The sequence below is a fragment of the Pseudomonas sp. Pseusp10 genome, assembly GCF_059492225.1.
Genome location: NZ_CP168528.1, coordinates 5,025,403 through 5,046,353, shown reverse-complemented (window position 1 = coordinate 5,046,353; position 20,951 = coordinate 5,025,403). Strand labels below are relative to the sequence as shown.

Here is a 20,951-nt window from a genome sequence, read left to right as displayed (position 1 = left end):
CCAATGGCCCGCATTCTCACTTATTTTCCAGGTCCAGGCCATATAGCCGGCAAATGCTCACTTAAGCAGCCGGTTTCTGAGCTTTTCCAACACAGTTAGTGGAGAGATCACCTTGGTAGAGTACGTAGTTTCCCTCGATAAGCTCGGCAAACACGATGTTGAGCATGTGGGGGGCAAGAACGCATCCCTGGGCGAGATGATCAGCAACCTTGCAGGTGCCGGTGTATCGGTGCCCGGCGGCTTCGCCACGACCGCTCAGGCTTATCGTGACTTCCTGGAACTGAGCGGCCTGAATCAGCAGATTCACGACGCACTCGATGCCCTGGACGTCGACGACGTAAATGCCCTGGCCAAGACCGGTGCCCAGATCCGTCAATGGATCATGGAGGCCGAGTTCCCTGAAAAACTGAATGCCGAAATCCGCGCCGCGTTCGCCACGCTGTCCGCCGGCAATCCTGACATGGCCGTGGCCGTGCGTTCTTCCGCTACCGCCGAAGACCTGCCGGACGCTTCTTTCGCCGGCCAGCAAGAAACCTTCCTGAACATCCGTGGTGTCGAAAACGTCATTCGCGCCGCCAAAGAGGTGTTCGCCTCGCTGTTCAACGACCGTGCCATTTCCTATCGCGTGCACCAGGGCTTCGACCACAAGCTGGTAGCCCTGTCGGCTGGCGTGCAGCGCATGGTCCGTTCCGAAACCGGCACTGCTGGCGTGATGTTCACCCTCGATACCGAATCGGGCTTCCGTGACGTGGTGTTCATCACCGGCGCCTACGGCCTGGGTGAAACCGTCGTACAAGGCGCGGTGAACCCGGATGAGTTCTACGTCCACAAGGGCACGCTGGCAGCCGGTCGTCCGGCCATCCTGCGCCGCAACCTGGGCAGCAAGGCCATCAAGATGATCTACGGCGACGAAGCCAAGGCCGGTCGTTCGGTGAAGACTGTCGACGTGGACAAGGCCGAACGTGCGCGTTTCTGCCTGACCGACGCCGAAGTCAGCGAGCTGGCCAAGCAGGCGATGATCATCGAGAAGCACTACCAGTGCCCGATGGACATCGAGTGGGCCAAGGACGGTGACGACGGCAAGCTGTACATCGTGCAGGCCCGCCCGGAAACCGTGAAGAGCCGCACCCAGGCCAACGTCATGGAGCGTTACCTGTTGAAAGAAACCGGCACCGTGCTGGTGGAAGGTCGCGCCATCGGCCAGCGCATCGGCGCTGGCAAGGTCCGCATCATCAAGGACGTGTCCGAGATGGACAAGGTCCAGCCAGGTGACGTACTGGTGTCCGACATGACCGACCCGGACTGGGAGCCGGTCATGAAGCGCGCCAGTGCGATCGTCACCAACCGTGGCGGCCGTACTTGCCACGCGGCGATCATCGCCCGTGAGCTGGGTATCCCGGCCGTGGTCGGTTGCGGCAACGCCACCCAGCTGTTGAAAGACGGCCAGGGCGTGACCGTTTCCTGCGCTGAAGGCGACACCGGCTTCATCTTCGAAGGCGAGCTGGGCTTCGACATCAAGAAGAACTCCGTGGACGCCATGCCTGAGCTGCCGTTCAAGATCATGATGAACGTCGGCAACCCGGACCGCGCCTTCGACTTCGCGCAGCTGCCGAACGCCGGTGTGGGCCTGGCTCGCCTGGAGTTCATCATCAACCGCATGATTGGCGTGCACCCCAAGGCACTGCTGAACTACGACGGTTTGCCGCTGGACATCAAGGAAAGCGTCGACAAGCGCATCGCCGGCTACAACGATCCAGTCGGCTTCTACGTCGAGAAACTGGTCGAAGGCATCAGCACCCTGGCGGCTGCGTTCTGGCCGAAAAAGGTCATCGTGCGTCTGTCGGACTTCAAGTCCAACGAATACGCCAACCTGATCGGCGGCAAGCTGTACGAGCCGGAAGAAGAGAACCCGATGCTGGGCTTCCGTGGTGCGTCGCGTTACATCAGCGAATCGTTCCGCGACTGCTTCGAACTCGAGTGCCGCGCTCTGAAGCGTGTGCGCAACGAGATGGGCCTGACCAACGTCGAAATCATGGTGCCGTTCGTCCGTACCCTGGGCGAAGCGAGCCAGGTGGTCGATCTGCTGGCGGAAAACGGTCTGGCTCGTGGCCAGAATGGCCTGCGCGTGATCATGATGTGCGAACTGCCGTCCAACGCCATCCTGGCTGAAGAATTCCTCGAATTCTTCGACGGTTTCTCCATCGGCTCCAACGACCTGACCCAGCTGACCCTGGGCCTGGACCGTGACTCCGGGATCATCGCGCACCTGTTCGACGAGCGTAATCCGGCGGTCAAGAAGCTGCTGGCCAACGCCATTGCCGCGTGCAACAAGGCCGGCAAGTACATCGGCATCTGCGGTCAGGGCCCTTCGGACCACCCGGACCTGGCCAAGTGGCTGATGGAGCAGGGCATTGAAAGCGTTTCGTTGAACCCCGATTCCGTACTGGAAACCTGGTTCTTCCTGGCTGAGGGTCAGGCTTCGGCTTGATTCCGTGTGAACGGGCCGCTCTCTCTGTAGGAGCGAGCTTGCTCGCGATGGACGTCAACGATAACGCGTTTATCCTGGATAAACGTGGTGTCCTGAAGTTCTTCGCGAGCAGGGCTCGCTCCCACAGGGCGCGGACGTTTTAGAGATTCAAGCAGGGCGGGCTCCTCTGGAAGCCGCCCTTTTTTGTGCAAGAGATTATGCAAAGCAGCAGCAACCTATTTCCTGTCGCCCTGATCAGCGCCGAACGGCGCGGCGATCTGAGCGAAGATGTGTATCGTTTGAAGCCCGGCAACAGCCCCGACTTCACCGTCGAACTGGCTGTGACGCGTCTCGGCTTGGCCGATGAACCATCCTCCCGCGGCGTGCCGGTGATCCTGCTGCACGGCAGCTTTTCCAATCGCCGGTTCTGGTTTTCTCCCAAGGGCCTGGGGTTGGGGGCTTATCTGGCTCGCTTGGGATTCGACGTCTGGATTCCGGAAATGCGCGGTCACGGCTTGTCCCAGCGTAACCACGACTACCGCAAGAACCGTGTCGCCGACTACGCGCGCTACGATCTGCCAGCCATCGGTGCATTTGTGCGTGAACAGAGCGGGCAGGTACCGCACTGGATCGGTCATTCGCTGGGCGGTATTACCCTGGCGGCGGCGCTGGGTGGCGAGTACATCGGTGAGCCGGTCGTGGCCTCGGCGGCGTTTTTCGGCACCCAGGTCAGTCGCAACTATTGGCCACTGAAGATTCCGCCGGTGGAGTGGGGCGGCCGCTTCATTCTCAAGCGCTTTGCCCAGTTGTCCGGTTCAAGACTCAAGCGTGGCCCGGAGGACGAGCCGATCGGCCTGGCCCTGGAAAGCATGCGTTGGTACGGACTGTTCGGGCGCTTTGGCGATGCCGATAAAAACTGGTGGGCGGGTTTGGCCGAGGTCAAGTTGCCAGTGCTCGCCGTGAGCGCTGCGGGTGATCATCAGGATCCTGCATGGGCTTGCCGCAAACTGTTCGATCAGCTCGGTTCCGGGCACAAGCAATTTATCAATCTGGGTCGTGATCAAGGTTTTGCCGATAATTTCGGCCATGTTGAAATGCTTGTCAGCAAGCCCGCCCAGGCCGAAGTCTGGCCTTTGGTGGCCCGCTGGCTGACGGACCAGCAGACACCATTGATGGGAGAGCAACGGGATCTGGCCGCAGCAATCCGAGCCTGACGCTCTAACAAGGGCATTTCGCTCTGGTCGGCTTGCGGCTAAGATATGACGCATTGAGCTGCTCTGGTCACTTTTCGTGACTGAGCCATCACTGATGTTCGTGCTGTCTTCCTCTTTACAGGAGTTTCTCGATGATCCATTACCTCACGCCTGACCTGTGCGACGCCTATCCGGAACTGGTGCAGGTGCTGGAACCGATGTTCAGCAATTTCGGCGGCCGTGATTCCTTCGGCGGCGAAATCGTGACCATCAAGTGCTTCGAAGACAACTCGCGGGTCAAGGAGCAAGTCGAACTCAAGGGGAATGGCAAAGTGCTGGTGGTAGATGGTGGCGGTTCCCTGCGTCATGCGTTGCTGGGTGACATGCTGGCTGAGAAAGCCGCGAAAAACGGTTGGGAAGGGCTGGTGATCTACGGTTGCATCCGCGACGTCGATATCATCGCGCAGACCGATCTGGGCGTTCAGGCCCTCGCCAGCCACCCGAGGAAATCCGACAGGCGCGGGCTCGGCGATATCAATGTACCCGTGACCTTCGCCGGCGTGACCTTCCATCCGGGTCATTACATCTACGCGGACAACAACGGCGTGATCATCTCGCCCAGCCCGCTTGCAATGCCCGAGTAAGCTTTAGTCGACTTTTTTGATGAATGGAATGCGGATGTTCGAGGAAGAAAACGCGCAATGGGGGCTGGTGCATGCCCTGGTGCTGGACGGTAAAGGCGGTGCGCGTTCGATAGCCCGGACAGAACTCGACGACTTGCAGCTACAGGCCCATGAAAGCCTGTGGTTGCACTGGGATCGCAGTCATCCGCAAACCCAGACCTGGTTACGCAAATCCAGCGGTCTGAGCGAATTCAGCTGTGACCTGTTACTCGAAGAAAACACCCGTCCGCGACTTTTACAGCTTTCCGACAGCGAACTGCTGCTATTTTTGCGCGGGGTCAATCTGAACCCCGGTGCCGAGCCGGAAGACATGGTGTCGGTACGGATCTTCGGCTCTGCCCAACGTGTCATTTCCCTGCGTTTGCGTCCATTGCGTGCCACTGAAGAGCTGCTGGTGCAACTGTCCGAAGGCAAAGGGCCGAAAACAGCCTCCGAACTCATCCTGTACATGGCGCAGTACCTCACCAACAAGGTGCAGGATCTGGTCAGCGACCTCTCGGAAGTGGTCGATGAGGAAGAAGAAAAGCTGGATGCCGACGAACGGTATGCGCCGGAGCACGGTGCCGTATTGCAGATCCGGCGCAGGGCCGCCGCGTTGAAGCGTTTTCTCGCTCCGCAGCGGGATATTTTCGGGCAGTTGACGCGGATCAAGTTGCCCTGGTTCGTCGAGGACGATGGTGATTACTGGAACGAATTGAACAACAGCCTGACCCGCTACCTCGAGGAGCTGGAATTGACCCGGGAGCGGGTGGGGCTGGTCCTGGAAGCCGAAGACCGTCGGTTGAGCGTGCGCATGAATCGCACGATGTACCGCTTCGGGATCATCACCGGGATCTTTTTGCCAATGAGTTTTCTGACCGGGCTTTTGGGGATCAACGTCGGTGGCATTCCATTCTCTGCAAGCCCTTATGGCTTTCTGATCGCCTGCCTGATGATGGTCTCGGTGGCGTTGGGACAGTGGTGGTTATTCCGACGTTTGCGCTGGGTCTGAGGGAAACCATGTGACCCGACCAAAACTGACCGCGTCTTCCACAGACATCACGAGAGGTGCGTATGCACGATCCGTTTGAACAGTCTTTACGCGACATGCTCAAGGCCTCGCCGTCCACCCGGGACGACGATGCGTGCCTGGGGCGCGTGCTGAAAACCGCCAACCGCCAGGTCGGCGCCGGTGATCTGTTCAGCCTGCTGGGGCGTTGGTTGCCTGCACTGATGATCGCCCTGAATAACGGATCGGCCCATGTCGCGCCGGTATCCCGTCTTCGTAAACCTGCTGCTCGCACTGCTGATAAGGCTGATTGAATATGGAACTTGATCTCTGGACTCAGAGCCTCGTCACTGCAATGACTGCGTTGTGGACCAAGGTTGCGAACTTCATTCCGAACCTGTTCGGCGCACTGGTTGTGCTGCTGTTGGGTTTTGTCGTGGCCAAACTGCTGGACACCTTGCTTTCCAAATTGCTCGCCAAATTGGGCCTTGACCGCTTGATGGGCGGCACTGGCCTGACCAAGCTGCTGTCCCGGGCTGGATTGCAAGTCCCTATTTCGACCCTGATCGGCAAGATCGTCTATTGGTTTATTCTGCTTATTTTTCTGGTTTCTGCCGCAGAATCTCTTGGGCTTGAGCGTGTTTCAGCTACGCTGGATATGCTTGCGTTGTATTTGCCGAAGGTTTTCGGCGCGGCGCTGGTGTTGCTGGTAGGTGTTTTGCTGGCGCAACTGGCCAACGGGCTGGTGCGTGGAGCGGCAGAAGGCGTGGGTCTGGACTATGCTTCAGGGCTTGGTCGAATTGCCCAGGGCCTGGTGATCATCATCAGTATTTCGGTTGCGATCAGTCAGTTGGAGGTCAAGACAGACCTGCTCAACCATGTGATCGTGATCGTGTTGATAACCGTTGGTCTGGCGGTAGCGCTGGCCATGGGGTTGGGAAGCCGGGAAATTGCCGGCCAGATTCTTGCGGGAATCTACGTGCGTGAGCTGTACCAGGTTGGGCAACAAGTGCGTGTTGGCGAGGTCGAAGGCCAGATCGAAGAGATCGGCACGGTTAAAACCACATTGCTGACCGATGAGGGTGAGCTAGTCTCTCTTTCCAATCGGATCCTCCTTGAGCAGCATGTGAGTAGCCGCTAACCCGGCAAACCCTGCTAATGTATGCCGCCGCAAAATGCCTGCTGATGCTGGCTGCGGCGGACATTGACCTGACTGTCGGCCCGACTTGTTTTGAATAAAACCCAATCGCTATCCATGCGCTACGACCCCCGCGAGCTCTCTGATGAGGAGTTGGTCGCGCGCTCGCATACCGAACTGTTTCACGTAACACGCGCCTATGAAGAGCTGATGCGGCGTTACCAACGAACATTATTTAACGTGTGTGCACGGTATCTCGGGAACGATCGCGATGCAGACGATGTCTGTCAGGAGGTCATGTTGAAGGTGCTGTATGGCCTGAAGAACTTCGAAGGTAAATCGAAGTTCAAGACATGGCTATATAGCATCACGTACAACGAGTGCATCACACAGTATCGGAAAGAACGGCGAAAGCGTCGCTTGATGGACGCATTGAGTCTTGACCCCCTTGAGGAAGCGTCCGAAGAAAAGGCGCCGAAACCTGAGGAAAAGGGTGGACTTGATCGCTGGCTAGTGTATGTGAACCCGATTGACCGGGAAATTCTGGTGCTACGTTTTGTCGCAGAGCTGGAGTTTCAGGAGATCGCAGACATCATGCATATGGGTTTGAGTGCAACAAAAATGCGGTACAAACGCGCTCTAGATAAATTGCGTGAGAAATTTGCAGGCATTGCTGAAACTTAGTTCAGCGCAAATATCTCTTACGTGTAGGCAAGTTCTGTTAGACTTGCCGCCGAGTTGTCCCCCGGTTTGCGGGACTGCTTCACAATCACCAGATGGGGATTTAACGGATGAAACTGAAAAACACCTTGGGCTTGGCCATTGGTACTCTTATTGCCGCTACTTCGTTCGGCGCACTGGCACAAGGCCAAGGCGCAGTTGAAGGCGAGCTCAACTACGGGAAAAAGTACAACGACAGCATTAACAATGTTGAAGACGGCTACACTCCTGGCGCCTCCATCGGTTACTTCTTGACCGACGACGTATCGTTGAACTTGACCTACAACAACGATGACCACACCCGTTCGAACAACAACACCGGCAACCAGAAAATCGAGGGCGACCAGTTCGGTCTGAACGCTCAGTACCACTTCAACAACGCTGGCGACGCTCTGCGTCCTTACGTTCAAGGTGGTGTCAAGCACGGCAGCATGACCAACGTAGCCGCTGACGGCCACACCGGTCGTGACCAGTCGACTTTCCTGACTGCTGGCGCTGGCCTGAAGTACTACTTCCTCGAAAACGTCTACGCTCGTGCTGGCGTAGAAGCTGACTACAAGCTGGACAACGGCCGTTGGGACTACATCCCGTCCGTAGGTCTGGGTGTGAACTTCGGTGGCGGCAACAAGCCTGCTGCTGCTCCGGTTCCAGCACCAGAAGTCTGCTCCGACAGCGACAACGACGGCGTTTGCGACAACGTTGACAAGTGCCCTGACACCCCGGCCAACGTAACTGTTGACGCTGATGGCTGCCCAGCTGTTGCTGAAGTCGTTCGTGTAGAGCTGGACGTGAAGTTCGACTTCGACAAGTCGGTAGTCAAGCCAAACAGCTACGGCGACATCAAGAACCTGGCTGACTTCATGAAGCAGTACCCATCGACCACCACTACTGTTGAAGGTCACACTGACAACGTCGGTCCTGACGCTTACAACCAGAAACTGTCCGAGCGTCGTGCAAACGCCGTTAAGCAAGTTCTGACCAACCAGTACGGTGTTGAGTCGTCCCGCGTTCAGTCCGTTGGCTACGGCGAATCCCGCCCAGTTGCTGACAACAAAACTGAAGCTGGTCGCGCTGTTAACCGTCGCGTAGAAGCGCAGGTTGAAGCTCAAGCTAAGTAATTAGCTCGCAGCTCTGAGGAAAGCCCGGCTCAGGCCGGGCTTTTCTTTGTCTGCGATTTGGTGAGGAGGGGCGCGTCAGGCGCGTTGAAGTCCAACATTCATGTCGACGAATAGAGCCTCTTCGCGAGCAGGCTCGCTCCCACAGGAGGGGATGGCGTTGGCTGCGACTGCGCCGATCACCAGAATGGCAGGGCTTTTCAGCTGGAATCCGCAGGCAGCTTCATCCATCGCTGCGAGTGTGCTCCGACATTCCCGCTGATGGGGCAATGACGCGTTTTCAATCATGGCCACGGGCGTATTCGCCAACATGCCGCCGGCCAATAGCTGCTCACGGATTTCACCTAGCTTGGCCACTCCCATGTAAATCACCAGCGTCGTTCCGCCTTGGGCCAGTGCCTGCCAGTTCAATTGGCTGTCGTCCTGGGTATGTGCGGTGACCAGCGTTACACCGCGGGCTACACCCCGCAAGGTCAGCGGAATATCGCACTGCGTTGCCCCCGCCAGTCCGGCCGTGATGCCGTTGACCAGTTCGGCTTCGACCCCGCGCTCACGCAACCACTGCGCCTCTTCGCCACCGCGGCCGAAAATGCACGGATCGCCACCCTTGAGCCGCGCCACGCATTTACCCTGCCGGGCATAACGAAGCATCAGGCGATGGATGAACGCTTGTGGAGTGGAACGGCAGCCGCCGCGCTTGCCCACCGGGATGATCCGCGCCCCGGGGCAATGCTCGAGTACCGCGATATTGACCAGATCATCGATCAGCACCACATCAGCCTCGCGCAAGGCACGTACTGCTTTCAACGTGAGCAACTCCGGATCACCCGGGCCCGCACCCACCAGCCAGACTTTTGCACTCATAGTGTTTTCCTCACGAGATGACGGTGGTCGGCCGCGCCTTGGCGGCCAGCAGGCGTTTGATTTCCGGAACGCAGGACCCGCATTGCGTGCCGCAACCCAGTTCCTGTTTCAGTCCCTGCAAGTCCAGGCCACGGCTGATGCCGACGCAGATAGCGTTCTGGCTGACGTTCTTGCAATTGCACAGGGTTTTGTTGGCGTTGACAGGCGCATCGAGGTTGCCCGGTGGTGCGCTGAGCGGAGCAAGCAACCAGCGCCGCAGTTGCTCGTCCGCGCGACCTTCGAGCCACAGACCCTGCAACCAGTGTTGGGCAAGGGTTTCTCCGGCCAGTCGAATGGCGGTGATCCGGCCATTTTCGATTCGCACCCGTTTGCCAATGGCTCGTCGTGGGTCGTCGTAAGCCAGTACCGGGCCGTCATTGAGTTCCAGGTTTCTATCGATTTCGCTTAGCAGCTCTGCCGAAGGTGCTGAAGTATTGGCAACCCGTACAAGCAGGGCAGGGCGCTCACGACCAACCAGGCTGAGGCTCACGTAGGAAAACGCCTCACAGAGCGGTCGTAGCGCCTCAAAGTGCTGTTGAACATCACCTTCGATCAGTGCGAACAGTTTCCAGGGCAAATCCACTGGTTCCAGGCGTACACCGCTGTGTTTAAGCTCGGGCTGTTTCGACAGGGGATCGAATGCGGGCAAGGTGAGGCTGTTCACCCCGCCCTTGAGAAAACGGTCGCCCCAATGCATCGGCAAAAAGGCCTGGCCAGGACGCACACTGTCATCGCTGGCGACCGCAACGATGACTGCGCCGCGCCGGCTTTTCAGGCTGACCAGATCCCCCGGCTGCAAGCGATGACGGCGCAATTCATCCGGGTGCAGGCTCAACTGCGCTTCGCTGACATGGCCGAACAGTTGCGCGGCGGTGCCGGTGCGGCTCATGCCGTGCCATTGGTCGCGCAGGCGGCCGGTGATCAGGGTCAGCGGGAAGCGTGCATCGCGTTGCTCTTTGGCGGCGCGGTACGGATCGGCCACGAACTGCGCGCGCCCATTGGCCGTGGCAAATATCCCGTCGACGTATAGCCGGGCCGTGCCTTTAACGGCACCCGAAGGGAAGGGCCACTGCTGCGGACCGAGACGATCGATCAGCGCATGGCTGATACCGGACAGATCCAGATCGCGACCGCGAGTCAGTTGTTTGTATTCATCGAAGACTTGAGCGGGGTTATCAAATTCAAACAGGCTGGTTTGACCGGGACGCAGGTATTTCTCCAGGCGCTGTGCGAAATCTACGGTGATTGCCCAGTCCGGCCGTGCCTCACCCGGTGCGACGATGGCCTGGCGTACGTGGGAAATGCGCCGTTCGGAATTGGTCACGCAGCCTTCTTTTTCTCCCCAACTGGCGGCGGGCAGCAGCAGGTCGGCGAACTTCGCCGTTTCAGTGGTGCGAAAGGCTTCCTGCAACACCACGAACGGGCAGGCTTGCAAGGCTGCGCGCACGGCCGTCTGGTCCGGCATGGATTGCGCAGGGTTGGTGCAGGCGATCCACAACGCCTTGATCTTGCCGCTGCGTACTTGCTCGAACAGCTCGATCGCCGTGAGCCCGGCATTTTCCGGCAGTTGCTCGACGCCCCAATAAGACGCCACTTGCGCACGGTGTTGCGCATTGGCGGCATCACGATGGCCGGGCAGCAGGTTGGACAAACTGCCGGTTTCCCGCCCGCCCATGGCATTTGGCTGACCGGTGAGGGAGAAAGGTCCGGCGCCAGGACGACCGATCTGTCCGGTGGCCAGGTGCAGATTGATCAATGCACTGTTTTTCGCGCTGCCGGCGGTGGACTGATTAAGCCCCATGCACCACAGCGACAGGAAGCTCGGTGATGTGCCGATCCATTCGGCACACTCCTGCAATTGCCCGATGCTGATTCCGCAGAGCTGCGAAACCATTTGCGGCGTGTAGTCACGCACCAGGCTTTTCAGCTCGGCCAGACCTTCGGTGTGGTCCCTGATGAAGTCACGATCGATCCAGTCTTCCCACAACAGCAGATGCAAAATCCCATGGAACAAGGCGACATCGGTGCCGGGCAAGATCGCCAGGTGCAGGTCAGACAGATCGCAGGTATCTGTACGACGTGGGTCAATGACGATGACCTTCATCTGCGGTCGGCGGGATTTGGCTTCTTCCAGTCGGCGAAACAGTACCGGGTGGGCGTAGGCCATGTTGCTGCCGACGATCATCACGCAATCGCTCAACTCCAGGTCTTCGTAGCTGCAGGGCGGCGCGTCGGCGCCCAGGCTGCGCTTGTAGCCGACCACAGCCGACGACATGCACAGCCGCGAATTGCTGTCGATGTTATTGGTGCCCACCAGCGCCCGAGCCAGTTTGTTGAAGGCGTAGTAGTCCTCGGTCAGCAACTGCCCGGAAATGTAGAACGCCACGCTGTCCGGGCCATGCTCGGCAATGGTTTGGGCGAAAACGCTGGCGGCGTGATCAAGCGCGGTATCCCAGTCGGTGCGGCTACGCGCCAGGCCTTTGCCCAGGCGCAGTTCCGGGTACAGCGCCCTTGCCGTCAAATCGCCGGTCAAATGCAGGGTTGATCCCTTGCTGCACAACTTGCCGAAATTGGCCGGGTGCGCCGGATCGCCGCTGACGCCGAGGATGCGCTCGCCGTCATGCTCGATCAGCACGCCGCAGCCGACCCCGCAATAGCAGCAGGTAGACGCGGTGATCTGGCGGTCCATCAGCCTGCGTCCCGCAAGGCCAGCATCACTCGGCCATTTTCGACCCGCGCCGGATGGTGGTGGGCGCAGCCGACGTCCGGGGCCTGGGCTTCGCCGCTTTCCAGGTCGATTTGCCAGTTGTGCAGCGGGCAGGCCACCCGTTTGCCGTAGATCAGACCTTGGGACAGCGGCCCGCCCTTGTGCGGGCAACGGTCGTCGAGGGCGAACACTTCGTCGTCGCTGGTACGAAAAATCGCGATGTCACCCTTAGGGCCGGCGATGATCCGCGAGCCCAGGGCATTGATCTCTTCCAGTGCGCAGATATCCAGCCAGTTCATGCCGGCACCTCCAGGTTTTTCACGGGGATGACGTCGAATTCTTTCTTGAGCTGTGGCTGTTCCAGGCGTTCTTTCCACGGATCCTGTTCGAACGACAGGGAGAATTGCAGGCGATCATTGAGTGCCTTGCGACGCTCCGGGTCCTCAAGCACGGCTTTCTTGATATGGTCCATGCCTACCCGCTGCAGGTAGTGCACGGTGCGTTCGAGGTAGAAGGCTTCTTCGCGATACAATTGCAGGAATGCACCGTTGTATTCGCGGACTTCTTCGGCGGTTTTCAGTTTGACGAAGAATTCCGCGACCTCGGTCTTGATCCCGCCGTTGCCACCGATGTACATCTCCCAGCCGGAGTCCACGCCGATAATTCCCACATCCTTGATGCCGGCTTCCGAGCAGTTGCGCGGGCAGCCGGAGACAGCCAGCTTCACCTTGTGCGGCGACCACATGTTGAACAGGTCATGTTCCAGTTCAATGCCCAACTGTGTGGAGTTCTGCGTGCCAAAGCGGCAGAACTCACTGCCGACGCAGGTTTTCACTGTGCGGATGGATTTGCCGTAGGCGTGGCCGGACGGCATGTCCAGGTCCTTCCACACCCCCGGCAGGTCCTGCTTGCGGATGCCCAGCAAGTCGATGCGCTGGCCACCGGTGACCTTGACCATCGGCACGTTGTACTTGTCGGCAACGTCGGCAATGCGCCGCAGTTCCGAAGGATTGGTCACACCGCCCCACATCCGCGGGACTACCGAGTAGGTGCCGTCTTTCTGAATGTTGGCGTGAGCCCTTTCGTTGATCAGGCGCGATTGCGGATCGTCCCTGGCTTCCCCGGGCCAGGTGGAGATCAGGTAGTAGTTGAGCGCCGGCCGGCAGGTGGCGCAGCCGTTGGGTGTGCGCCAGTTCAGGTAGCTCATGGTGCCAGCGATGGTCAGCAGGTGCTGCTCGCGTATGGCCTGGCGGATTTGCCCGTGGTTGAGGTCGCTGCAGCCGCAGATGGCCTTTTCGCTTTTCGGTTTGACGTCGGCGGCGCCGCCTACCGTGTTGATCAGGATCTGCTCGACCAAACCCGAGCACGAACCGCAGGAACTGGCAGCCTTGGTGTGTTTCTTGACGTCGTCGACACTGAACAGCCCGTGCTCCTGGATCGCCTTGACGATGGTGCCTTTGCACACACCATTGCAACCGCAGACTTCGGCCGTGTCGGCCATGCTCATGGCTTTGTCCTGACCTTGATGTCCTACGTCGCCCAGAGCGTTCTCGCCAAACATCAAGTGATCGCGGATCTCACTGATGGCATGGTTTTCACGGATTTGCCGGAAATACCAGCCGCCATCTGCCGTATCGCCGTACAGACAGGCGCCGACCAGCACGTCATCCTTGATCACCAGTTTCTTGTAGACCCCGCCAATCGGGTCGGAGAGGGTGATGGTTTCCGTGCCTTCACCGCCCATGAAGTCGCCGGCGGAAAACAGGTCAATGCCAGTGACCTTCAGTTTGGTCGAGGTCACCGAACCCTTGTAGGTGGCAAAACCGAGTTGCGCGAGGTGGTTGGCGCAGACTTTGGCCTGTTCGAACAGCGGCGCCACCAGACCATAGGCGATGCCACGGTGGCTGGCACATTCACCGATGGCATAGATCCGTGGGTCGTAGGTTTGCAGTGTGTCGTTGACCAGAATTCCGCGGTTGCACGGAATGCCGGATTTCTCCGCCAGTTCGGTATTGGGGCGAATGCCGGCGGCCATCACTACCAGGTCGGCGGGGATGATGTCGCCGTTCTTGAATTGCACCGAACCGACCCGGCCGTTGCCCGCGTCGTGCAAGGCCTGGGTCTGCTCGCACAGGCGAAAGTGCAGGCCGCGAGATTCCAGGGCGCTTTGCAGTAGCTGGCCGCTGGTCTTGTCCAGTTGCCGCTCCAGCAACCACTCGCCGATATGCACCACGGTGACATGCATGCCCCTCAGCATCAGGCCGTTGGCGGCTTCCAGTCCGAGCAGGCCGCCACCGATCACCACGGCGTGCCGGTGGGTTTTTGCGGTGTCGATCATGGCCTGGGTGTCGGCGATGTCGCGGTAGCCGATCACGCCCTCAAGGGTGTTGCCGGGAATGGGCAGGATGAAAGGCGTCGAGCCGGTGGCGATCAGCAGGCGATCGTATTCGGCTTCGCTGCCGTCTTCGGCAATCACCCGGCGCTTGACCCGGTCGATCTCCACCACCTTGCGGTTGAGCAGCAGCTTGATGTTGTTTTCCAGGTACCAGTCCAGGTCGTTGAGCACGATTTCTTCGAAGGTCTGTTCGCCTGCCAGCACCGGCGACAACAGGATGCGGTTGTAGTTGGTGTGCGGTTCGGCGCCGAAGACCGTGATGTCGTACAGCTCCGTACTCAGTTTGAGCAGCTCTTCCAGGGTCCGGACCCCGGCCATGCCGTTGCCGATCATCACCAGTTTTAGTTTTTTCATCAGGTTCTCCGGGGAGCTCAGGCCTGCCTCATCAGGGTTCAGGCCATGCTCGACAAATTTTGCGCAAACAAAAAAAGGCGTCCCGCTAGTGGCCTAGCGAGGACGCCTTTGTCCTGGTCCCGTTCTCTCGGGAAGTGCAACCTTCGTCGTTGAAGCCTGCGCTGTATGTTTGTTGAAAGAGGTAATGCAGTGGTTATGCCAAGTCGCTCAAATCCCGTGTTTGTTGGCTTTTTTCCCGTTCGCAAGGGCAGAACCGTGAGGGAATGCACCGATTCAAGGCGCGTTGCCCGCTAATGGAGCACAACCACCAGCAGCGCCAGATTGAGCAGCAACGAAACCAGCGCCAATGTCCGCCAGACCTTCAGCGGTTCACGCTCCAGCAACGGCTTGGGGCGCACATTCAAACTGTGGCGTTCGCCCTGCTCGATCAGCAGTAACCATTCTTCCGCCGTTTCGAAACGCTGGTCGGGGGCCGCCGCCACGGCGCGCTCCAGGTGATGGGCGATCCAGTCCGGCAGGTCGGGCCGGTAGCGGCTGGCGTTGACCGGGAGGCCAAACCGCGGGCGCTGGAACGCTTCGATTTCGCCATAGGGATAGTGCCCGGTGAGCAGGAAATACAAGGTCACACCGACGGCGTACAAGTCCTGCCGTGGTGTCGGCACATCGCCGCGAAAGGCTTCTGGCGCGATGTAACTGGGTGTACCCGGCAGAGCCCAGGGCAGATCTTGCGAGAGCCCTGGGCAGTAGGCGAGGCCGAAATCCAGCAGGCGCAACTCGCCATCGTCCCCCAGCAACAGGTTTTCCGGTTTGATATCGCGATGCAGAATCTGCCGTCGATGCAACAGACCGACCGCTCGCAATAATCGTTCGGCGATGTCTTGCCACTGGGGCAGCGGCAACGGTCCGCTTTGTTCATGTCGTTGGGCCAGGGTCGCGCCCGAATATTCACGCATCACGTAGTACAAATGCTGACGCTGACTGGCGGCATGGACTTCAGGAAAATGTCGACCGGCCACGCGTTTGAGAAACCACTCTTCCGACAGTAACGCTTGCCCGGCCTGGTGATCGTCGTGCAGGCGCCCTGGCAGGGTTTTCAGCAGCCAGGGTTGTTGCTGATTGTCACGCACGCGATAGAGCAGCGATTGCTGGCTCTGCGCGACGATCCCCTCGACCTGCCAGCCCTCGAACGCTTGACCCGGTTTCAGGGCTGGCGGCAGTGGCCATTGCTGCAAGTGAATCAACGCATCGCCAATGCTCGCTTCACCGAGGGCATCGACCCGCACCAGCAAGGCGCTGGCGTTGTCCTGACTGCCCGCCAGGTGCGCGGCATTGACCAGGGTTTGCGCAGCGCTGCGCAAGTCCGGTTGATCACGCAGGATCGCCGCAATGGCGGTATCGCCCAGGACGGCCCAGATGCCGTCGCTGAGCAGAACGAAACTTTCATCGAGGCGCAACTCACCGTCGAGAAAATCCAGCACCAGGTGTTGATCGAGCCCCAGCGCCCGTTTCAGTACATGCTGCATGCCCGGCTGGTCCCAGACGTGATCCTCGCTGATTCGCTGCAATCGATCGGCGTGCCAGCGATACACCCGACAATCACCGACATGGGCCAGGGTAAAACGCCGGCCGCGCAGGACCAGCGCACTGAGGGTGGTCAGCAGCGGTTGCCCGCCGCCATTGGCCTGTAACCAGCGGTTCTGTGCCAGCAACAGACGATCAAGTGCCTGTGCGACGCTCCAGGTTTCCGGCGTGGCGTAGTAATCCAGCGCCAGGGCCTGCAGCGTCGAACGGGCCGCCAGGCCGCCATCGGCGCACTGGCTGACGCCGTCGGCGATGGCGAACAGGTAACCCTTGCTCGCGGCCAGCGCCGGAGCCGGCGTGACCAGGCGCAGGGCATCCTGATTTTCCTCGCGAGGACCGATGGCGCTGGCTTCGGCGAAACTCAGTTGCAGGCTCATCGAGGTGTCAGACCCGCGCAGCCGTCACGGCGGCCGAACCCCAGGTGGTTCTCCAGCGCCGTTTTACGCCGTGCAGGCCGAACCAGGCCAGAACGCCGAGGCTGGCGAACAACCACAGTGCCAGTTGATAGCTGCCGGTGCTTTGCTTGATCGCGCCCATGCCGGCCGCGAGGGCAAAACCACCGATGCCACCCGCCATGCCGATCAGGCCGGTCATCACGCCGATTTCCCGACGAAAACGCTGCGGCACCAACTGGAATACCGCGCCATTGCCTGCACCCAAACCGAGCATGGTGCAGACGAAAAGTGCCAGCGCGGCGTAGGAACTCGGCAGGTTGAAACCGACCACGGCAATGCAGATCGCCGCGACGGTGTACATCGCCAGCAGGGTTCGAATGCCGCCGAAGCGGTCGGCCAGCGCGCCGCCCAGAGGGCGCATCAGGCTGCCGCCAAACACGCAGGCGGCGGTGTAGTAGCCGGCAGTCACCGGGCTCAGGCCGTACTGGTCGTTGAAATAGCCGGGCAGGGCGCTGGCCAGGCCGATGAAACCGCCGAATGTCACGCTGTAGAAAAACATGAACCACCAGCTGTCGCGATCACCGAGGGCCTTGAAGTAGTCGGCCATGGATTTGGCTTTTGGCCGCTCGGGAGCGTTGCGGGCCAGCCAGGCGAAGACGATCAGGGTCAGGATCAGCGGAATCAGGGCGAAACCGAACACGTTGCTCCAGCCAAATGCCGCCGCCAGCACCGGGGCGATCAAGGCGGCGAACACCGTGCCCGAGTTTCCCGCGCCGGCGATACCCATGGCCTTGCCTTGATGCTGCGGCGGATACCATTGCGATGCCAATGGCAGGGCAACGGCGAAAGACGCGCCGGCCATGCCGAGGAACAGCCCCAGCAGCAGCGCTTGCTCGTAGCTGTGGATACCGAGTTTCCAGGCGCCGAACAGGGCGCAGATCACGATGACCTGGCCTATCAGCCCGGCGGTTTTGGGCGACAGGCGATCAGCCAGCATCCCCATCACGAAGCGCAACACCGCCCCGGCCAGAATGGGCGTGGCGACCACCAGCCCGCGTTGCTGCGTCGTCAGGTGCAGGTCGGCGGCAATCTGTACCGCCAAGGGTCCGAGCAGGTACCAGACCATGAAGCTCAGGTCGAAATAGAGGAAGGCTGCGAACAATGTGGGGGTATGGCCGGATTTCCAGAAGCTTGAATTCATTGCGCACCTCAGCTGTGAAGAGTCTCGGAAGGAGTCATGAGCTTGCAGGTGGGGCGCCGTTACGGCCGCACCACCGGCCCCGTGCTGTGGGGCCAAAACGAAAAAACGCCGCCACCCGATCCGCCAAGGGCAAATGAGGTGAGCGACGTCTTTGTCGTAGGTGGGGCAACCGCCGTTGGTTACCTGTGGTGATTACATAGCCAGATCTGTGCCAACAACCGAAACCGGGTCGCCGCCATCGCGAGCAAGCTCGCTCCCACAAGGGAATGGCGTCGAACACAAATCCCCTGTGGGAGCGAGCTTGCTCGCGATGGCGTCCTCACAGGCACCACAGGCACCACAGGACTTCAGCCAAGCAACTCGCTCATGGCAATAATCTGTTCCGCCACTTGAATCAGTTTCTGCTGTCGGCTCATCGCCTGGCGACGCATCAGGGTGTAGGCCTCTTCCTCGTTGCAGCTCTTCATTTTCATCAGCAGCCCTTTGGCCAGTTCGATGCGCTTGCGCTCGGCCAATTGCTGGTCGCGGGCATGCAACTGGGCACGCAAGGCCTGATCGCTTTCGAAGCGCGCCATGGCCACATCGAGAATCGGCTGCAGGCGTTGTGCGTGAATGCCTTCGACAATGTAGGCACTGACCCCGGACTTGATCGCCTGTCGCATCACATCGGGGTCGTGTTCGTCCGTGAACATCACAATCGGTCGTGGCTGGTCGCGAGTCACCAGCACCACTTGTTCCATGACATCGCGCCCCGGTGACTCGGTATCGATCAGAATCACGTCCGGACGCACCGTTTCGACGCGTTCGGGCAAGTCGATGGTCAGGCCGGATTCGTCGATCACTTCGAATCCGGCCTCGGTCAGGGCGGCCTTCAGGCGTCCGACCTTTTTGGCGGTATCGTTGATCAGCAGGATACGCAGCATGTTCGTGGTCTCCTGTCAGCGGCTGGCGGATCGGTGCGAGCTGTCGCTCATGGCGTGCAGTTTGAAACTGCGGGCATAACCGGTCGGGTCCGAACCGTCCCAGATTTTGCCGTCGATCAACTGACTGCTGCGCATTTGCTCGGCTGACGAATCGACGCCGACGGCACTGGCGGCCTCTCGATAGAGGTCCAATTGCTGGACCTGCCGGGCCACCGCGAGATAGTCCGGGTCATCGCGCAACAAACCCCAGCGGCGGAACTGGGTCATGAACCACATGCCGTCGGACAGGTACGGCAGGTTGACCTCGCCATCCCCGTGCAGACGCAGCGCGTGCGGGTCGTGCCAGTGATGGCCAAGGCCGTCGGCGTATTCGCCCAGCAGCCGCGGTTCAATGCAGTCCAGTGGCGCGTCAAGGTACTGCGCGGCACTGAGCAATTGCGCGGTGCTGCGGCGATTCTCGGCGCTTTCTTCGATGAAGCGGCTGGCTTCCAGGACCGCCATCACCAATGCCCGGGCGGTATTGGGGTATTGCTCGACGAACGCACGGGTGCAGCCGAGGACTTTTTCCGGATGATCGGGCCAGATGGTCTGGGTCGTGGCCAGGGTGAAACCGAGGTCCTGTTGCACCGCGCTGGCGGACCAGGGTTCGCCGACGCAGAACCCGTCGATACGCCCGGCTCGCAGGTGCGCGACCATTTGCGGTGGCGGCACCACTACGCTGTCGACATCCAGCAGCGGGTGAATGCCCTGGCTGGCGAGCCAGTAATACAACCACATGGCGTGGGTGCCGGTTGGAAACGTCTGGGCGAAGGTGAGTTTTGGGCGAGTTTGGTGCACGCGTCGATCCAGTGCTTCAGGACTGGTCACTCCAAGCGCCTGCAAGCCGCGGGACAGGTTGATGCTCTGGCCGTTCTGATTCAGGCCCATCAACACCGCCATGTCAGTCGCGGCCACGCCACCGATGCCCAGGTGAACGGCGTAAATCAGGCCATAGAGGCTGTGGGCTGCATCGAGTTCGCCGCTGACCAATTGGTCCCGCAGGCTGGCCCAGGACGACTGGCGCTTGAGGTTCAGAGTCAAGCCGTGGGGTTGGGCGAAGCCCTGGGTGGCGGCGACCACCACTGAGGCGCAGTCGCTCAGGGCCATGAAGCCGAGATTGATTTCGGTTTTTTCCGGGGCATCGCTGCCATTGACCCAAGCCAGAGGGCCGGCTGACGGTTCGTTCATCGCGTGTTCACCTTGCAAAAAAAAACGTCGCCCCCTCCCTTGCACGCGCAAGGCCGGATGACGACGCCATTGTCCTTGCACACATTCCGCCGTTGGTCCGGGTGCTGATGCCTGAGAGGGTGCAAGGCATATGCCATCGCCGGTTCATCAGCTTTACATCAGGATTCATCGCGCCATGTCTTTCATCCTGCCGGCCGTTAATCGTCAGGCCGCAAAGGAGGTTGGCGTGCAAATCCAATCACTACACGCCACCGTTCTGCCTGATGCTCGTTGCAGCGAGCGGGTGCTGCATGTGCGGGTCAGCGAATCCCCTGTGTATCTGGCTTCGGCGCAGTGCCCGCGGGTCTGTCTGCCGGTCGGTTGGGAAGGGCTGATTGCAACGAGTGATACATTCGAGCTGAGCGGCGGCGTACAGACCCTGCCGGTTGCCGAAGCGCCGCTGGTGAAATTGCAAGTGTTCATCGATCTGGGAAACACGCTGGTTGATCAACGACCCAGCCCGACATCCTGGGCGGCGTTGCCGGTGGCGTACCCCACCGTGTGGTCCGGGCGGGCGCTTGAGCGCTGGTACATAGAACAGGCCATGGTCGGGGGTATGGCTTACCAGACCTTCGCCGGCGTGCTGCGTCATACCGAGAGTTACGGACTAGTGCGCTTCCTGCTGGAGCAGGGCACCCACAGCGAAAAGTTGAGCACCCTGGCCCAGCGTTATGGCGTTTCTGTGTCGCACTTCCGTCGACTGTGCCGGCAGGCGCTAGGCACGGCGGCCAAGCCTGCATTGCGCGGCTGGCGCGCGGCCAGGGCGCTGTTGAACATGAGCCTGCAGGACGGCTCCCTGACGGATGTCGCGCTGGAGTTGGGTTTTGCCTCTTCTTCGCATTTCTCCAAGGAAATCCGTGATCTGGTTGGCTTCACGCCCAGTAGCCTGGCCGACATAACCTACCTCCCAGGCAAGTGAGCC

At 60.0% G+C, this 20,951-nt stretch carries 17 protein-coding genes; 9 read left to right on the top strand and 8 right to left on the bottom strand.

Translation table 11 applies throughout. The features are described from left to right. Positions 1 to 112: 112 nt before the first annotated feature. The 8 genes from ppsA to ACEN8Z_RS22885 all read left to right on the top strand — a co-directional run bounded on the left by ppsA (position 113) and on the right by ACEN8Z_RS22885 (position 8,307). A complete protein-coding gene (ppsA, locus tag ACEN8Z_RS22920; RefSeq protein WP_495595776.1) occupies positions 113 to 2,488 on the top strand; it encodes a phosphoenolpyruvate synthase in 2,376 nt (791 codons plus the stop codon). 197 nt (positions 2,489 to 2,685) lie between these two features. Continuing rightward, positions 2,686 to 3,681, top strand: a complete 996-nt coding sequence (locus ACEN8Z_RS22915) for an alpha/beta fold hydrolase (RefSeq protein WP_495595775.1) — start codon at positions 2,686 to 2,688, stop codon at positions 3,679 to 3,681. Between the two features lie 134 nt (positions 3,682 to 3,815). Continuing rightward, positions 3,816 to 4,304, top strand: coding sequence for a ribonuclease E activity regulator RraA (rraA, locus tag ACEN8Z_RS22910; RefSeq protein ID WP_178087199.1), 489 nt, complete (start codon positions 3,816 to 3,818; stop codon positions 4,302 to 4,304). Positions 4,305 to 4,338: 34 nt separating this feature from the next. Continuing rightward, positions 4,339 to 5,334, top strand: a complete 996-nt coding sequence (locus ACEN8Z_RS22905; protein WP_007996719.1) for a zinc transporter ZntB — start codon at positions 4,339 to 4,341, stop codon at positions 5,332 to 5,334. 62 nt (positions 5,335 to 5,396) lie between these two features. Further along, the gene (locus ACEN8Z_RS22900) at positions 5,397 to 5,645 is read left to right on the top strand and encodes a hypothetical protein (protein WP_007996720.1); all 249 of its coding nucleotides are present in this window, start codon (positions 5,397 to 5,399) and stop codon (positions 5,643 to 5,645) included. Positions 5,646 to 5,647: 2 nt separating this feature from the next. After that, positions 5,648 to 6,472 carry a mechanosensitive ion channel family protein gene (locus tag ACEN8Z_RS22895; protein ID WP_007996721.1) on the top strand — a complete coding sequence of 275 codons (825 nt, stop codon included), beginning with the start codon at positions 5,648 to 5,650 and terminating at the stop codon, positions 6,470 to 6,472. Positions 6,473 to 6,562: 90 nt separating this feature from the next. Continuing rightward, positions 6,563 to 7,153, top strand: coding sequence for an RNA polymerase sigma factor SigX (gene sigX, locus ACEN8Z_RS22890; protein WP_081501652.1), 591 nt, complete (start codon positions 6,563 to 6,565; stop codon positions 7,151 to 7,153). Between the two features lie 107 nt (positions 7,154 to 7,260). After that, a complete protein-coding gene (locus ACEN8Z_RS22885; RefSeq protein WP_007996723.1) occupies positions 7,261 to 8,307 on the top strand; it encodes an OmpA family protein in 1,047 nt (348 codons plus the stop codon). Between the two features lie 75 nt (positions 8,308 to 8,382). Here the strand turns inward: ACEN8Z_RS22885 and cobA are convergent, their stop codons facing one another. From cobA to ACEN8Z_RS22845, 8 genes are all read right to left on the bottom strand, one after another. After that, entirely contained in the window at positions 8,383 to 9,168 is a 786-nt protein-coding gene (gene cobA / locus ACEN8Z_RS22880) for a uroporphyrinogen-III C-methyltransferase (protein WP_495595774.1), read from the bottom strand. A 10-nt stretch (positions 9,169 to 9,178) separates the two neighbouring features. Further along, positions 9,179 to 11,896, bottom strand: a complete 2,718-nt coding sequence (locus ACEN8Z_RS22875) for a nitrate reductase (protein ID WP_495595773.1) — start codon at positions 11,894 to 11,896, stop codon at positions 9,179 to 9,181. Continuing rightward, a complete protein-coding gene (nirD, locus tag ACEN8Z_RS22870) occupies positions 11,896 to 12,213 on the bottom strand; it encodes a nitrite reductase small subunit NirD (protein ID WP_483840275.1) in 318 nt (105 codons plus the stop codon). Before nirD ends, ACEN8Z_RS22875 begins: the two co-directional genes overlap by 1 nt. After that, on the bottom strand, positions 12,210 to 14,663 hold the full coding sequence (gene nirB, locus ACEN8Z_RS22865; protein WP_495595772.1) for a nitrite reductase large subunit NirB: 2,454 nt from the start codon (positions 14,661 to 14,663) through the stop codon (positions 12,210 to 12,212). Before nirB ends, nirD begins: the two co-directional genes overlap by 4 nt. A gap of 290 nt (positions 14,664 to 14,953) precedes the next feature. Beyond that, positions 14,954 to 16,621: a bifunctional protein-serine/threonine kinase/phosphatase gene (locus tag ACEN8Z_RS22860; RefSeq protein ID WP_495595771.1), complete on the bottom strand. Its 1,668-nt coding sequence runs from the start codon at positions 16,619 to 16,621 to the stop codon at positions 14,954 to 14,956. A gap of 7 nt (positions 16,622 to 16,628) precedes the next feature. After that, positions 16,629 to 17,840 carry a nitrate/nitrite transporter gene (locus ACEN8Z_RS22855; protein ID WP_495595770.1) on the bottom strand — a complete coding sequence of 404 codons (1,212 nt, stop codon included), beginning with the start codon at positions 17,838 to 17,840 and terminating at the stop codon, positions 16,629 to 16,631. A 347-nt stretch (positions 17,841 to 18,187) separates the two neighbouring features. After that, on the bottom strand, positions 18,188 to 18,763 hold the full coding sequence (locus ACEN8Z_RS22850; RefSeq protein ID WP_007996734.1) for an ANTAR domain-containing response regulator: 576 nt from the start codon (positions 18,761 to 18,763) through the stop codon (positions 18,188 to 18,190). Between the two features lie 15 nt (positions 18,764 to 18,778). Next, complete coding sequence (locus ACEN8Z_RS22845; protein ID WP_495595769.1) at positions 18,779 to 19,990, bottom strand: CmpA/NrtA family ABC transporter substrate-binding protein; 1,212 nt, start codon at positions 19,988 to 19,990, stop codon at positions 18,779 to 18,781. A 175-nt stretch (positions 19,991 to 20,165) separates the two neighbouring features. Here ACEN8Z_RS22845 and ACEN8Z_RS22840 point away from each other — a divergent pair, with 175 nt between their 5' ends. Continuing rightward, positions 20,166 to 20,948 (top strand): helix-turn-helix domain-containing protein, encoded by a 783-nt coding sequence (locus ACEN8Z_RS22840; protein WP_495595768.1) that lies wholly within the window; start codon positions 20,166 to 20,168, stop codon positions 20,946 to 20,948. Positions 20,949 to 20,951 lie beyond the last annotated feature (3 nt).

Bases quoted from the DNA above. Each gene is read 5' to 3' on its own strand.
- ACEN8Z_RS22855 (WP_495595770.1), bottom strand. From the start codon at position 17,840: ATGAATTCAAGCTTCTGGAAATCCGGCCATACCCCCACATTGTTCGCA.
- ACEN8Z_RS22845 (WP_495595769.1), bottom strand. From the start codon at position 19,990: ATGAACGAACCGTCAGCCGGCCCTCTGGCTTGGGTCAATGGCAGCGAT.
- ACEN8Z_RS22900 (WP_007996720.1), top strand. From the start codon at position 5,397: ATGCACGATCCGTTTGAACAGTCTTTACGCGACATGCTCAAGGCCTCG.
- ACEN8Z_RS22840 (WP_495595768.1), top strand. From the start codon at position 20,166: ATGTCTTTCATCCTGCCGGCCGTTAATCGTCAGGCCGCAAAGGAGGTT.
- ACEN8Z_RS22875 (WP_495595773.1), bottom strand. From the start codon at position 11,896: ATGGACCGCCAGATCACCGCGTCTACCTGCTGCTATTGCGGGGTCGGC.
- cobA (WP_495595774.1), bottom strand. From the start codon at position 9,168: ATGAGTGCAAAAGTCTGGCTGGTGGGTGCGGGCCCGGGTGATCCGGAG.
- ACEN8Z_RS22850 (WP_007996734.1), bottom strand. From the start codon at position 18,763: ATGCTGCGTATCCTGCTGATCAACGATACCGCCAAAAAGGTCGGACGC.
- ACEN8Z_RS22885 (WP_007996723.1), top strand. From the start codon at position 7,261: ATGAAACTGAAAAACACCTTGGGCTTGGCCATTGGTACTCTTATTGCC.
- ACEN8Z_RS22895 (WP_007996721.1), top strand. From the start codon at position 5,648: ATGGAACTTGATCTCTGGACTCAGAGCCTCGTCACTGCAATGACTGCG.
- ACEN8Z_RS22905 (WP_007996719.1), top strand. From the start codon at position 4,339: ATGTTCGAGGAAGAAAACGCGCAATGGGGGCTGGTGCATGCCCTGGTG.
- ACEN8Z_RS22860 (WP_495595771.1), bottom strand. From the start codon at position 16,621: ATGAGCCTGCAACTGAGTTTCGCCGAAGCCAGCGCCATCGGTCCTCGC.
- nirB (WP_495595772.1), bottom strand. From the start codon at position 14,663: ATGAAAAAACTAAAACTGGTGATGATCGGCAACGGCATGGCCGGGGTC.
- nirD (WP_483840275.1), bottom strand. From the start codon at position 12,213: ATGAACTGGCTGGATATCTGCGCACTGGAAGAGATCAATGCCCTGGGC.
- ACEN8Z_RS22915 (WP_495595775.1), top strand. From the start codon at position 2,686: ATGCAAAGCAGCAGCAACCTATTTCCTGTCGCCCTGATCAGCGCCGAA.